Raw genomic sequence first — 12680 nt, 5'->3', positions numbered from 1 at the left:
GGAAGCGAAAGGAACGGAAGGAAGCCGACACCCTCGGGTGGATCAGGAGCCGCCGAGCGTGCTGCCGCCGCTGGCGCCGGGAACACCAGGCGCCAGCTTGCTGGCGCCACTGATGATCTGGCTGAGGAAGTTCTGGTCCTTGCCGCCGGTCGGCGTGGTGCGCGAGATGAAGTCGAACACCTTGCCGTCCTTCAAGCCGTAATTGGCGATCTGGGTGACGCGCCCGTCATCGCCAAAATAGACCGCCAGCACATGCTGGTCGACCAGCCGCGGCTTGTCGAAGGCGACATAGCGCTTGCGCGTCTGAGAAATGTAATAAAAGGCCTCGTTATCGAAGGTCGCCTTCGTCGAGGGAGTGCCGAGCGCCAGCAGCACCTGTTCGCGGCTTGAGCCGACCGGCACCAGGTCGATCGCCTGCTGGTCGATGACGTAGCCTTGCGTCAGCGTCTCGCTCGGATTGAGATCGCCGATCATCTTAGACGAATTGCAGGCGGAAAGCGCCGCAGCGATCACCAGCAGCGAAACCGCACCGCCGGGCCTGGGCAGGAAAGTCGACTTGAATTTCAGCGCGCGCAACTACAACTCCATAAGCTGGCCGCAACTTGCGCTGGGCCGCAAAACCGGTAAACCAGCTTGCTTGCCGATGCAACAAGGCCACTTCAACAAACGGTCCCGGGAGACCACCCTCAAATGTTCCAGCGCCTCTTTGGCCGCGAACGACATGCCAACCGCGCCATCACCGAGGCGCTTTACGCACAAATCGTGGCGGCGGCGCGGCAAACGGTGTTTTATTCCGCCTGGAACGTGCCGGACACGCCGCTCGGCCGCTTCGAGATGCTGTCGTTGCACATGTTCCTGTTCCAGCACCGGTTGCGCGGCGAGGGCGGTGCTGCGGCAGAGGTTGCGCAGGTGCTGATCGACGAGTTCTTCATGGATGTCGAACATTCGTTGCGTGAATTGGGCATTGGCGACGTCGGCGTGCCGAAGCGAATGCGGAAACTGGCGAAGATGTTCTATGGCCGTACCGCCGCCTATGATGATGCGCTGCAACGAAATGACCATGATGCACTCGCCGCCGCCCTTGCCCGCAATGTCAGGCCGGATGCCGGCGCCTGGCCGCAAGCGTCGCAACTGGCACTCTATGCCGCCGATGCATCAAGGCAACTCGCGGAACAGCCGACCGAATCGATCGTTTCCGGAACGGTGGCATTTCCCGTGGCCAACGCTTGAGCGACGGCAGGCCGATGAAGGTGGCGAAGTGGAGGCGAAGATGAAACACCCTGATACCCACAGCCCAGTGTCATTCCTGGCAAATGTCGCCCGGCTGCCGCAAAAGGGGCTGCCGGTGGTCATCGATGCCGACGCTGGGCAGCGCGCCCTGCTGGCCGTCGAGCACGAGCTGCTTTCGGTCGAGAACTATCGCGCCGAACTCCTGGTCGAGCCCTGGAAGCGCAACGGGGTGAAAGTCAGCGGCCATGTCGAGGCCGATATAACGCAGGCCTGTATCGTCACCCTCGACCCGGTCGAGGCGCATATCGATGAGGCGGTCGAAGCGCTGTTCCTGCCGGAGCAATCCAAGCTCGGGCGGCAAGGTTTCGACGGCGGCGGTGAGATCCTGCTCGACGCCGAAGGCCCGGACAGCCCGGAAACCTTTTCCGGCGATGCGATCGACGTCGGGGCGCTTGCCGAGCAGTTCTTTGGCTTGGCGATCGATCCATATCCGCGCAAGCCGGGTGTATCGCTGGAGGCCGCCGGCGATGCCGAGCCTGTGGAGAATGAATTCCAGCAAAAGCTCAGATCACTGTTGGGAAAATCCTGATAGCTGACCCAATTTGAGAAAAGTTGGTTGTGCGGCAGCCCAAAACCGTTATTTTCGCCGAACCTTCGCGAGCCCCGCACCTTGGCAAGCCCGCTGGCCAAGCAACCGTGAGATGAACACCGCGTGATCAGGATTTCCATCGATGCCATGGGCGGCGATCACGGGCCAAGCGTGGTCATCCCGGCGCTCATGACTGTCGCCACCCGCCGTCCGGATATACGCTTCGTCATTTATGGGCGCGAAGAAGTGGTACGGCCCGAACTCGCGAAATTCCCCAAGCTAGCGGAAGTGAGCGAGTTCATCCACTGCGAGATCGCAGTGCGGATGGACGACAAGCCGAGCCAGGCGCTGCGCCATGGCCGCTGGAAGTCATCGATGTGGAAGGCCGTCGAGGCGGTCAAGGCAGGCACTGCCGACGCCTGCATCTCGGCCGGCAATACCGGCGCGCTGATGGCAATGTCCAGATTCTGCCTTCGCACCATGGCGACCATCGATCGCCCGGCAATCGCGGCGCTCTGGCCGACATTGCGCGGCGAGAGCGTGGTGCTGGACGTCGGCGCCACCATTGGCGCGGATGCGCATCAACTGGTTGATTTTGCCATTCTGGGCACCGGCATGGCGCGCTCGGTTTTCGGCATCGAACGGCCGAGCGTCGGCCTGCTCAATGTCGGCGTCGAGGAGATCAAGGGCCAGGAAGAGGTCAAGGAGGCGGGTCGTATGTTGCGCGAGGCCAACATGGCCTCGATGAACTACCACGGCTTTGTCGAGGGTGACGACATCGGCAAGGGCAGTGTCGACGTCGTCGTTACCGAAGGATTTGCCGGCAACATCGCGCTGAAGACGGCGGAAGGCACCGTCAGGCAGATCGCCGGCTATCTGCGCGCGGCGATGAACCGGACGCTGATGGCCAGGATCGGCTATATCTTCGCCAAGACCGCCTTCGATCGCCTGCGCGAGAAGATGGATGTCGGCCGCTCCAATGGCGGCGTCTTCCTCGGATTGAACGGCATCGTGGTGAAAAGCCATGGCGGGGCTGATTCGGATGGCTTCGCGGCGGCGATCGAGCTTGGCTACGACATGGTGCGCAACAATCTGCTTGACCGCATCGAAGCCGATCTCGACCTGTTCCATGCCCGCAATCCGAATGCCCAGACAATCCGGAAATCCGACGTCGTCATCGACGCAAAGGAATAGGAAAGAGCATTGATCAGATCAGTCGTGCGCGGCACGGGCGCCGCGCTGCCCCGCCGCATTATGAAGAATGCCGATTTCGAAGGCATGGTCGAGACGTCGGACGAGTGGATCGTCCAGCGCACCGGCATTCGCCAGCGCCACATTGCGGCCGACGACGAGACGACGGCCTCGCTGGGCGAGGCGGCAGCGCGCGCAGCCCTCGACAGCGCCGGCCTGACGGCTGACGACATCGACCTGATCGTGCTGGCGACCTCGACGCCCAACAACACCTTTCCCGCGACCGCGGTCGAGATCCAGAACCGGCTCGGCATGCACCACGGTTTTGCCTTCGACCTGCAGGCGGTCTGCTCCGGCTTCGTCTATGCAGTGACGACCGCCGACCTCTATATCCGCGGCGGCTTGGCCAGACGGGTACTGGTGATCGGCTCGGAAACATTTTCGCGTATTCTCGACTGGAACGACCGCTCGACCTGCGTTTTGTTCGGCGACGGCGCCGGCGCGATGGTGCTGGAAGCAGGCACGGGGGCAGGCGGCATCGCCGACCGAGGCGTTCTGGCGGCCAGCCTGCGCTCCGACGGCATCCACAAGGACAAGCTTTTTGTCGACGGTGGGCCGTCGACCACCGGAACGGTCGGGCACCTCAGGATGGAAGGCCGCGAAGTGTTCAAGCATGCGGTCGGCATGATCACCGACGTCATCGAGGCGACGTTCGCACAGGCCGGCATCGGCGCCGCCGATCTCGACTGGTTCGTGCCGCATCAAGCCAATAAACGAATTATTGACGCTTCGGCCAAAAAGCTCGGGATAGAGGAGCGGAAGGTGGTGGTGACCGTCGATTTGCACGGTAATACCTCGGCGGCTTCCGTGCCGCTGGCACTGTCCGCAGCCGTCGCCGACGGTCGCATCAAAAAGGGTGACCTGGTACTGCTCGAGGCGATGGGCGGCGGCTTCACCTGGGGTGCCGTCCTGCTCCGCTGGTAAGTGCCGAACTATCGGGTTCGGGTCCCTTGACCTTGACGGATCAATTACTTAGGTTCTGCCGTTGCTTGTATCGATTTATGTTTTTGAGCTGATGGGACGGTTCGTATGGGGGGAAAGACACTTACGCGCGCCGACCTCGCCGAAGCCGTTTACCGCAAGGTTGGGCTGTCGCGTACTGAATCGGCCGAGCTTGTCGAGGCGGTGCTGAATGAGATCTGCGAGGCGATCGTTCGCGGCGAGACGGTGAAGCTGTCGTCCTTCGCGACCTTCCACGTGCGCTCCAAAAACGAGCGCATCGGGCGCAATCCCAAGACCGGTGAGGAAGTGCCGATCCTGCCGCGCCGGGTGATGACCTTCAAGTCGTCGAACGTGCTGAAGAATCGTATCCTGCGCTCCCATCAAAACAGCAAAGCCAAGGGCAGCAAGTAGCCGCCCAATCCCCCTTTGCCAAGAATCATGCTCCAGGCTTCGGTTGAAAAGCGAACCCTGCTTTTGCGCCGGGCTTGAATATTGTTTCATAAACCGCTGAAATAAGATGCGATTCGGTACGCCGGATCGGTATTTGGGTGTGATCCGTTCCGGCGGGACGGAAAGCTGCTCTCCTTGTTAAGCGTGATGTCGCCCGAACCCGGTTCCCGCCTTTCGCGATCATGCTCTAGCGTGAGGATTCGCCCATGGACAAGAGCCCTGATGCTTTCCGCACCATCAGCGAGGTCGCGGAGGATCTGGATTTGCCGCAGCACGTGCTGCGCTTCTGGGAGACGCGTTTCAACCAGATCAAGCCGATGAAGCGCGGCGGCGGCCGCCGCTACTACCGTCCGCAGGACGTAGAACTGATCAAGGGTATTCGTCATATGCTCTACGACCAGGGCTATACGATCAAGGGCGTGCAGAAGCTGTTGCGCGAGAACGGCAACCAGTTTCTGATCGCCGTCGGCAGTGGCGACATGGCGGCGGTCGAGGCGATCTCGCAGCGCCGACAGGCCGACACGGTACCGCTGACGCAAGCGGCGCAGCCGCGCGGCCCGGACGACGAAATGCTGGTTGGCCAGCCGAGGGTGAAACCCAGCCGTCGTTTTTTCGGTATAGGCAAGACCGACGAGGAAGGTCCGGTTCCGCCGGACACGTCAAAACTTTCCCGTGACAATCGCGCATTGCTGCAGGAGGCGCTGTTCGACCTCCTGGAATGCAAGCGCCTGCTCGATCAGGTTCGCTAGAGCCCGCCGGGCTGACCGGAACGGTCTTCAGGGTCATGCGTTAGGCTTCCTTCTACAGATGAAGGAAGCACGTCATGGCATCGCTTTCGAGCATCTCCGACACCGATCTGGACAAACAGGTCGCGGCCCTGACCAGGGAACCGGCCACCTTGAAGAAAGCCGTGTTAAAGCGGGGCGGCGCCTTTTACGAAGACGGGCGCGATACCGCGTCGGATTATTATTCGGATATCACTGAGCGCCTCGGCGACGCCTTGCCGGCAATCAGAAGGCAAGGCCGGGCGATCGAGAAGACCGCCCGAGATCACCCGGCGACGGCGGCCGCTGTCGGGCTGGTTCTGGTCGGGCTCGTCGCCAGTCTGTTCCTCGGCGGCCGGCAGCAACAAGCACCGCGAGCGCGTTCAAGATCGGCACGTTGAGATAAGCAAATGGCGGTGGTCAGCGGACCGCCGCCATTTTTCGCCGACACGGAAAGCCCGGCAAGCGCGCCGCCCTTGATCAAGCACCAGAACGCCTGATTGCGGGTTGTTCGCCCGAGGGTGTTTTCAGTACTTCTTCGCGACAACCTTCTTGTGATGGTGGCGGTAGTGGTGGACGCGGTGATGGTAGTGATGGCGGTGATGCTTCTTGACGGTGGTGTGCATCGTCGTTGCATTCGCGCTGCTTGCGCCGATGATCGGCATCGAGAGGGCAAGTGCGATTGCAAGTCCAAGGGCGGAGAGAAGAGGCTTCTTCATGACATCGTTTCCTTTTTGCGCAGGCGGAATTTGAGCGTCACCGATTCAGGTCGGTGAGTCGAGCGCTGCGGTTGGGACTATCGCTTTGGAGTTTTTCGGCCGTTTTTCCGGCCTGTAGAATTTTGTTTCCGAACTGTGTCTGCTGACGATCCGGCCAGATGTCGGCGCGCGGGCATCCGCCATTCATTCCGGCGTCGGTTCACGATGCCGTGACGCTATCTTTGATGCTTGGCAAATCACCGGCGAGCGGGCATTCTCCCGATCGTCTCAGGCAACAACATGATTTGATCTAACTCTTTCATCCCACGGAGTTGCCAATGCCCCAAATAGCAAAACGCGAACCTTACTCCGAACTGGCGGCGAGCGCGGTTGCGCCTGAACGCAGTGCCGTCCGAACCGCCCGGGAAGCCCGTGGATACAGCATCGAAGAGCTGTCCCTGGCGTGCGGGCTGGCAGCCTATGAGATTGCCGACGTTGAAAGCGGCAAGGATGCCGATCCCTCGAAACGTCGGCGTATTGCCTCCGCGCTTCAACTTCCGGAAAGCGCTCTGTTCGACGAAGCCGTGTTGCCTGCGAAAAGGCGATCCGTGTCGTAGCGACGTGTCATGCTTTTTATTCCACGAGCTCGCCATGGGTCGCCCTGGCGGGCTTCGTTTTTTCGGCCACGTAGTGGACTTGCCGGCCGCCACGGCGACGCCAGACGGAAATTGCCGGAGATGAGCCTCGAATCCGTTCGCGCCTTTTTCGCCGCACACGCGCCCGACATTGACGTCATCGTCACGGAGGCAAGCTCGGCGACGGTGGCTCTGGCCGCCGAAGCGCATGGCGTAGCGCCGGCGCAGATTGCCAAGACGATCTGCTTGCGCGCCGGCGACCAGACGATGCTGATCGTGGCCAGCGGGATCTCCAGGCTGGACAATCGCAAATTCAAGGACCAGTTTGGTGGCAAGGCGCGAATGCTGGACGCCGACCAGGTGCTCGCCGCGACCGATCATCCCGTCGGCGGGGTGTGCCCGTTCGGCCTACCGGCGCCGCTCCCGGTCTACTGCGACATCTCGCTGCGCGCCTTTGACGAGGTCGTCCCGGCGGCAGGCGCGACGAATGCCGCCGTACGGCTCAGCCCGCAACGCCTGGCCGAACTCGTCGACGCCGAGTGGGTGGATGTATGCCAGTAGCCATTTATCCGGGTCGTGGGATCCGCTGAGCGTTACCGCTACTCGGTCTTCTGTGGCTCTTCTTTCTTGATCGTCTGAGCGTCCGTGACAGTCGACATATCGGCGTTCTCGACGCTTGCTGTCTTCGTCTGCGTGTCGACCGATGCCTGGACCTTGGAATGCGCGGGGCAATCCGCAGAGGCAGCTGATATGGACATGGTCAGTGCCGCGGCTATTGCGAGGAATGTCTTCATGATCATTCTCCTCTTTCGTTCGATGGGTAAAGTTAGCCCGTCTGGCACCGACCGCAAAATCACATTTGTTCACACGCGCTCCTGCGCACACGGAAGCCGACGCTGGGCCAGTAATTCAAATGGCTGCGCGGATAGCCGCTTGCCGTATCAAGGCCCACTGGCTCCGGCCGGAGGATTTTTGGCGTTAAAGATCTCGCCGCTCAGAGCCAGTCTCAAATCTTCGGCGCTGAGCTGACCACTTTCAAATAAATCCATCACTCTGCGGCCGAGCACTTCTCTGCCTGGATCTCCATCAGCGAGGCCTAGCTCACGGCATCGGGCATCAAGTGCCTTGGTCAACATGGTCAGCTCGGCAGGACAGGCAACTCCTTGAAGCGACATTGCATCTCTCCCGAAAAGGGCGAAAGTGCGTGGCATCTTCGTAGCGTCCGCTCGCCCTTACAACTGCGGACGACGGCAATTCAACTAGAGCCAACCTTTTTCGAACTCAACATTCAAACGTACCAAAACGCCGCGCGCTCCAATGGGAGGATCCTGCTACAATACGGTATGGCCGTCCGAATAGCGGTTGTCCTCGCGCTTCTTTTCGCCTTCGCCTACGGTTTCGCAAAACTCGCGGAACATTATCGCAGCGTTGGCGACAGGCCCTCTCCGTGTGAAGAATTGCCCTATCCTGATTGTCCTGACCAAAAAGCTCCTCCCCGGGAAGAAACTGAGCCTTGAGCGCGCGCCTGTTCAGGCCAGGCCAGCCGTCGGGATTGAATTAGTTCTTTCCAACCGACGGTTGGTGGACGCATTGCAGCTGATGCGCCTAGGGTTCACTTCGATCCGCGCGTATCGGGCATGCCCAACCCCCGAGTCACCCCTGCCTGATGCAAGGCGCCTGATCGAGTCCCGCCGTTCTGGCATGTGCGGCGGGACCTTTTCTCACGATAAAGGTTGGGCGTAGCAGCAAAGCTTACCTAGCCATTACCGCGCGGTTTCTCGGTGGGCTTCTGGCTAGACGCCAGCCTCCGTGCCTCGCGCACGAGTGATGCGTGATCGGTTCCCTCGATGAGATCACGCCTGCGTATGTTGCGCTGGCTGCAGTGCGGCTATCGTCTGTACAGCCAGTTTTGGGGGAAAACCGGCTAAGCCTTTGGATTTTAATGGTCGGAGTGGCCGGATTCGAACCGACGACCCCTTGACCCCCAGTCAAGTGCGCTACCGGGCTGCGCTACACTCCGGACCGGTCGCGATGTATCGTGATAGACCGGGTCCGGTCAACCGAATTCGGTTGCTGTCCTGCCTGAAGCAACCGCGACGGGGATTGCCGGTCGCTGCGTCGCCCGCAGCTGCCACTGGTGGCGGTATTCGAGCGCGATGGCACCCCAGATCAAGCCGAGCAGCAGGTAGACATGGCGCCAGTGGTCGATGTCGATGAAGGTGCCGAGCCCGATATTGCCGATGAAGGCGACGTAGGCGCATAGAAGATAAGGCTGCCACGGCCGGTCGCGCAGCAGAATGCGGAAGCCGGCGGCGATCGTCCAGCACGTCAGCGTCAGGAACGACACGAAGCCGAGCCAGCCGTAATCCATCAGCATCTTCAGCCAGATGTCGTGCGTGTCCTCGCCGAAGATCTTGCCGAAGACGAGCGGGCCGATGCCGAAAGGATGCTCCAGTGCCATCTGAAAGCCGATCGTATAGCGGGCGAAGCGGCCGAGCCGGGCGGTGTCGTAGCTTTGTTCGAGCTGTGCGCGGTTCGAGAACATCTCGGCGACGCCTGGCAGTTGCAGGATGACGATCATTGCGATGACCAGCAGTCCGACGGCGGCGATGGTCATGACGACGACGCGCAGCCTGAACTTGCCGCTGGCGCTCTGCAGGAACAAGGCACCGGTCAGCAGGATCGCCGAAACGGCGAACATGCCCCAGGCGCCGCGCGAAAAGGAAAAGAAGATGCCGGCGGTGATTATCAGCAACGGCACCGCCAATCGCGGCATGCGTGCGACCGAGCCGGTAAGCAGCAGGTAGAGCAGGTAGATGCCGGGCAGCACCAGGAACGGACCGAACACGTTCGGGTCCTGGAAGGCGCCGGCGGCACGGTCGTATTTGGTGAAGATCTCCGCTCCTGGAAAGGCATGGAAATAGCCGGCTATGCCGACCAGCGAAGTCAGCACTGCCGACACCACATAGGCGACGAAGATCACCCGGTAGAGACTGGGCCGGACGGCCGTTACCGAAGCGAAAAAAACCGCGGTTAGGGCCAGGAACAGCGAGACGGCGAGATAGAGCGGCGTGCCGGCGAGGTCCGACATCTGCGTCATCGAGATCATACCGCCGATGTTCATGATAACCAGCAGCACCAGAAGTGGCACCGCCGCGCGCTGTATACGCATGCCGAACAAGGGCCACACCACGATCAGCCCGATCATGTAGAGATCGTACGGCGCGGGCTCGGCAATGACGAAACCGGACAGGAAAACGCCGAGGAAAACCGCCCCCGACGCAATCAGTGCAATCAGCTTGGCGTTGACCGCCGCCGCCGGCAATTCATAGGCCGTCGCGCTCAATATGCGTTTTCCGTGTTGAGCAGTCGGATCGGCGTCAGGAACAGGATTTTGAGGTCGAACAAGAGCGACCAGTTCTCGATATAATAGAGGTCGTATTCCGTCCGCATGCGAATCTTCTCGTTGGTGTCCATCTCGCCGCGCCAGCCATTGATCTGCGCCCAGCCGGTCACACCGGGTTTGACCTTGTGGCGAGCGAAATAGCCGTCGACCACTTCATTGTAGAGGAGGTTGTGCGACTGCGCGGCAATGGCGTGCGGGCGCGGCCCGACCAGCGACAGCGAACCGAACAGCGAATTGAAGAACTGCGGCAGTTCGTCGACCGAGGTCTTGCGGATGAAGCGGCCGACGCGGGTGACGCGCGGATCGTTCTTGGTCACGGTCTGTTTGGCCGTCGGGTCCGCCTTGTCGGTATACATCGAACGGAACTTGTAGACGTCGATGATCTCGTTGTTGAAGCCGTGCCGCTTCTGATGGAACAGCACCGGCCCCTTGCTGTCGAGTTTGATCGCGATTGCGGTCGCCAGCATCACCGGCGAGAACACGATGATGCCGATGATCGAAAAGACGATGTCGAAGGCGCGTTTCGCGACCGAATCCCAGTCGTTGATAGGCTTGTCGAAGATATCGAGCATCGGCACCGAGCCGATGTAGGAATAGGCGCGCGGCCTGAACTGCAGCGCATTCGAATGCGCCGACAGCCGGATGTCGACCGGCAGCACCCACAGCTTCTTCAATAATTGCAGCACGCGCGATTCGGCGGTCAGCGGCAGCGAAACGATCAGCATGTCGATGCGCGCGATGCGGGCAAATTCGATGAGCTCGGAAATCGTGCCGAGCTTGGGATAGCCGGCGACAACCGGCGGTGAACGCTTGTCACCACGGTCGTCGAAGATGCCGCAGATGCGGATGTCGTTGTAGGGCTGCCTTTCGACCGAGCGGATCAATACCTCCGCGGCCTTGCCGCCGCCCACGATGACGGCGCGGCGCTCCATCCGCCCGTCGCGCGCCCAGCGCCGGATCAGCTTCGAGATCACCAGGCGGAGACCCAGGATCAACACGAAACCGACGACGAACCACGTGCCGAAGAGCAGGCGCGAATAGTCTTCCGACATTTTCATGGTGAAGGCGGTGAGCGCCATCAAGGCGAATGTTCCGGCCCAGACCAGCAGGAGACGGCCGAAATTGGCGATCGGCCGCATCAGCGCGACGATCTGGTAGCGGTCGGTGACGTCGAACAGAACGACCGCGAGGAACGAGGTGGCGGCGATCGTCAGTGAGTATTGCCAGGCAAGATAGTTGAAAAAGCCGACATAATAGAAATAGACGGCAAGACCTGAGACCAACAGCAGCGCGAATTCCACCATGCGCAGGACGCCGCTCACCATGATCGGCGACATCGTATCGCGCCGGTATTGCGAGGCGACCTGGCGGGCAACATCGTTCATGCCGCCGGCCGTATTGTTCTCGGCAGGGGCGTCGAATTTGCGCACCGCGTCTAGCGAAAAACGGCGCGCTGGGTCGATTTCGTTCATGGGGCGTCCGCAGGTTTCCCTCAGGTGAATAGCAAAAGAGAGCTAAGAAACCCTTGAAACAACAGATGGCTTTGGAGACGCTTTCACCAGGAGCAGCCCGGTGGAAACCCGTTGCTCTATTTTTTGAGCGCGGCGAAATAGGCCTTTTCGATTTCGGCGGCCATTACATCGGCGCCGAAGCGTGCCTTGAGGTCGGCGAGGCCGGGCATCAGGCCTTTGTAGGTGTCGAGATCGGCCAATGCGGCGCTTATCTTGTCGCCAAGTTCGCGCGGGTCGGGCCGGATCAGGACAGGTGAGCCGGTGTCGAAGATTTCCGGTATGCCGCCGACCGCCGTCGCGATGATCGGCTTGCCGGCGGCGAGCGCTTCCAGAACTATATAGGGCATGGCTTCCGCGCGCGAGGGAACGACGACCAGTTCGGCCAGCCTGAAGGCGAGCCTGGCCGGCATCGGCGCCAGGAAGCTGACCTCGAGGCCGAGCTGATTCACCTGGGCGCGATAGCGCGCCAGGTCGTCGCCGTCGCCGACCATCAGCGCTTTCAATGGGCGGCCGAGCCGTGTCGCGGCTAGCCCCAGCGCATCGATGAAGATGTCCGGGCCCTTGAGATCGCGCATCATGCCGATATAGAGGAGGTCAACCGCATTGTGCTCGGTCCGCACCGGCTCGAACTCGGCGGCGCGCAGGCCGTTGTGGACGAGAGCGTTCGGAATGGGCGGCTCGCCGACCTTCCTGCGATAGGTCCGCCGCTCATAATCGGAAACAAACAGCAGGCAATCGGTGAAGCGAGCCATGAAGCGCTCGAGCGCGAAGAACAGCTTCCCCATGGCGGTGGTCTCGTCATAGTGAAGCGAGCCGCCATGCGGCGAATAAAGGCGGGCTACGCGAGACCTGGATACCCGCAACAATGAGCCGAACAGACGGGCATAGGCGCCACCTTTGGCGCCATGCCCGTGCAGCACGTCCGGCCGCAATTCTTTTATGATCCTATAGGTGCGCCGGGCCGAGGCGAGATCGCCTGGCCCGACATGCCGCTGCATCGGGGTGCGGTGAATGCCGAGCGCCAGGCTGCCTTTCATCTGTTCGAACAGCCGTTCCTCGAAATCGCCGCCCGTCGTCGAATCGCAGACGATGCCGACGGCATGGCCGGCCTCGACCTGAGCCTCGGTCAGGTCGCGCACATGCCGGAAGATGCCTCCGACCGGTGAGCGAAAGCAGTGGACGATCCTGAGTGTGTCCGCCACTT

The 12680-nt window shown here is 61.2% G+C and carries 16 protein-coding genes and 1 tRNA gene; 9 read left to right on the top strand and 8 right to left on the bottom strand.

The window, feature by feature from the left end; all coding sequences use genetic code 11:
* Positions 1-42: 42 nt before the first annotated feature.
* Positions 43-576, bottom strand: coding sequence for an outer membrane protein assembly factor BamE (locus NKJ20_RS18515; protein ID WP_352449315.1), 534 nt, complete (start codon positions 574-576; stop codon positions 43-45).
* A gap of 114 nt (positions 577-690) precedes the next feature.
* On the opposite strand from NKJ20_RS18515, the gene NKJ20_RS18510 reads away from it, so the two are divergent.
* From NKJ20_RS18510 to NKJ20_RS18480, 7 genes are all read left to right on the top strand, one after another.
* Positions 691-1230 carry a ubiquinol-cytochrome C chaperone family protein gene (locus tag NKJ20_RS18510; protein ID WP_023674506.1) on the top strand — a complete coding sequence of 180 codons (540 nt, stop codon included), beginning with the start codon at positions 691-693 and terminating at the stop codon, positions 1228-1230.
* 40 nt (positions 1231-1270) lie between these two features.
* Positions 1271-1819, top strand: a complete 549-nt coding sequence (locus NKJ20_RS18505) for a YceD family protein (RefSeq protein WP_352681620.1) — start codon at positions 1271-1273, stop codon at positions 1817-1819.
* Positions 1820-1942: 123 nt separating this feature from the next.
* On the top strand, positions 1943-3013 hold the full coding sequence (plsX, locus tag NKJ20_RS18500) for a phosphate acyltransferase PlsX (protein ID WP_352449317.1): 1071 nt from the start codon (positions 1943-1945) through the stop codon (positions 3011-3013).
* 9 nt (positions 3014-3022) lie between these two features.
* Positions 3023-3994, top strand: a complete 972-nt coding sequence (locus NKJ20_RS18495; RefSeq protein WP_023674509.1) for a beta-ketoacyl-ACP synthase III — start codon at positions 3023-3025, stop codon at positions 3992-3994.
* 105 nt (positions 3995-4099) lie between these two features.
* A complete protein-coding gene (locus tag NKJ20_RS18490) occupies positions 4100-4423 on the top strand; it encodes an integration host factor subunit alpha (protein ID WP_023717292.1) in 324 nt (107 codons plus the stop codon).
* Between the two features lie 245 nt (positions 4424-4668).
* Positions 4669-5211 (top strand): MerR family transcriptional regulator, encoded by a 543-nt coding sequence (locus NKJ20_RS18485; RefSeq protein ID WP_023674511.1) that lies wholly within the window; start codon positions 4669-4671, stop codon positions 5209-5211.
* 74 nt (positions 5212-5285) lie between these two features.
* Positions 5286-5627 (top strand): hypothetical protein, encoded by a 342-nt coding sequence (locus NKJ20_RS18480; protein ID WP_352745910.1) that lies wholly within the window; start codon positions 5286-5288, stop codon positions 5625-5627.
* A 126-nt stretch (positions 5628-5753) separates the two neighbouring features.
* On the opposite strand, the gene NKJ20_RS18475 is transcribed toward NKJ20_RS18480, so the two are convergent.
* A complete protein-coding gene (locus NKJ20_RS18475) occupies positions 5754-5945 on the bottom strand; it encodes a hypothetical protein (protein WP_023674514.1) in 192 nt (63 codons plus the stop codon).
* A gap of 317 nt (positions 5946-6262) precedes the next feature.
* Here NKJ20_RS18475 and NKJ20_RS18470 point away from each other — a divergent pair, with 317 nt between their 5' ends.
* The gene (locus NKJ20_RS18470; RefSeq protein ID WP_352745907.1) at positions 6263-6541 is read left to right on the top strand and encodes a helix-turn-helix domain-containing protein; all 279 of its coding nucleotides are present in this window, start codon (positions 6263-6265) and stop codon (positions 6539-6541) included.
* Between the two features lie 120 nt (positions 6542-6661).
* Positions 6662-7120, top strand: coding sequence for a YbaK/EbsC family protein (locus NKJ20_RS18465; RefSeq protein ID WP_352542413.1), 459 nt, complete (start codon positions 6662-6664; stop codon positions 7118-7120).
* A 38-nt stretch (positions 7121-7158) separates the two neighbouring features.
* Here NKJ20_RS18465 and NKJ20_RS18460 read toward each other — a convergent pair whose 3' ends face one another.
* The 6 genes from NKJ20_RS18460 to NKJ20_RS18435 all read right to left on the bottom strand — a co-directional run bounded on the left by NKJ20_RS18460 (position 7159) and on the right by NKJ20_RS18435 (position 12678).
* Positions 7159-7353, bottom strand: coding sequence for a hypothetical protein (locus NKJ20_RS18460; RefSeq protein WP_352745904.1), 195 nt, complete (start codon positions 7351-7353; stop codon positions 7159-7161).
* A 147-nt stretch (positions 7354-7500) separates the two neighbouring features.
* Entirely contained in the window at positions 7501-7734 is a 234-nt protein-coding gene (locus tag NKJ20_RS18455; protein ID WP_352471996.1) for a hypothetical protein, read from the bottom strand.
* Positions 7735-8502: 768 nt separating this feature from the next.
* Positions 8503-8579: transfer RNA gene (locus NKJ20_RS18450), tRNA-Pro, on the bottom strand.
* A gap of 36 nt (positions 8580-8615) precedes the next feature.
* Positions 8616-9905, bottom strand: a complete 1290-nt coding sequence (locus NKJ20_RS18445) for an O-antigen ligase family protein (RefSeq protein ID WP_352745902.1) — start codon at positions 9903-9905, stop codon at positions 8616-8618.
* Positions 9902-11437, bottom strand: a complete 1536-nt coding sequence (locus NKJ20_RS18440; protein ID WP_352702579.1) for an undecaprenyl-phosphate glucose phosphotransferase — start codon at positions 11435-11437, stop codon at positions 9902-9904. The genes NKJ20_RS18445 and NKJ20_RS18440 overlap by 4 nt, the downstream gene beginning before the upstream one ends.
* Before the next feature lie 116 nt (positions 11438-11553).
* A complete protein-coding gene (locus tag NKJ20_RS18435; protein WP_352745899.1) occupies positions 11554-12678 on the bottom strand; it encodes a glycosyltransferase family 4 protein in 1125 nt (374 codons plus the stop codon).
* Positions 12679-12680: the final 2 nt, after the last annotated feature.

It is taken from the genome of Mesorhizobium sp. M0185 (assembly GCF_040322175.1).
Taxonomy (GTDB): Bacteria; Pseudomonadota; Alphaproteobacteria; order Rhizobiales; family Rhizobiaceae; genus Mesorhizobium.
This window is presented reverse-complemented; position numbering and strand designations above follow the sequence as displayed.

Excerpts from the sequence above, each read along its gene's own strand:
- NKJ20_RS18490 (WP_023717292.1), top strand. The coding sequence starts at position 4,100 with ATGGGGGGAAAGACACTTACGCGCGCCGACCTCGCCGAAGCCGTTTAC.
- NKJ20_RS18460 (WP_352745904.1), bottom strand. The coding sequence starts at position 7,353 with ATGAAGACATTCCTCGCAATAGCCGCGGCACTGACCATGTCCATATCA.
- NKJ20_RS18485 (WP_023674511.1), top strand. The coding sequence starts at position 4,669 with ATGGACAAGAGCCCTGATGCTTTCCGCACCATCAGCGAGGTCGCGGAG.
- NKJ20_RS18510 (WP_023674506.1), top strand. The coding sequence starts at position 691 with ATGTTCCAGCGCCTCTTTGGCCGCGAACGACATGCCAACCGCGCCATC.
- NKJ20_RS18475 (WP_023674514.1), bottom strand. The coding sequence starts at position 5,945 with ATGAAGAAGCCTCTTCTCTCCGCCCTTGGACTTGCAATCGCACTTGCC.
- NKJ20_RS18465 (WP_352542413.1), top strand. The coding sequence starts at position 6,662 with ATGAGCCTCGAATCCGTTCGCGCCTTTTTCGCCGCACACGCGCCCGAC.
- NKJ20_RS18505 (WP_352681620.1), top strand. The coding sequence starts at position 1,271 with ATGAAACACCCTGATACCCACAGCCCAGTGTCATTCCTGGCAAATGTC.
- NKJ20_RS18470 (WP_352745907.1), top strand. The coding sequence starts at position 6,263 with ATGCCCCAAATAGCAAAACGCGAACCTTACTCCGAACTGGCGGCGAGC.
- NKJ20_RS18440 (WP_352702579.1), bottom strand. The coding sequence starts at position 11,437 with ATGAACGAAATCGACCCAGCGCGCCGTTTTTCGCTAGACGCGGTGCGC.
- NKJ20_RS18480 (WP_352745910.1), top strand. The coding sequence starts at position 5,286 with ATGGCATCGCTTTCGAGCATCTCCGACACCGATCTGGACAAACAGGTC.
- NKJ20_RS18455 (WP_352471996.1), bottom strand. The coding sequence starts at position 7,734 with ATGTCGCTTCAAGGAGTTGCCTGTCCTGCCGAGCTGACCATGTTGACC.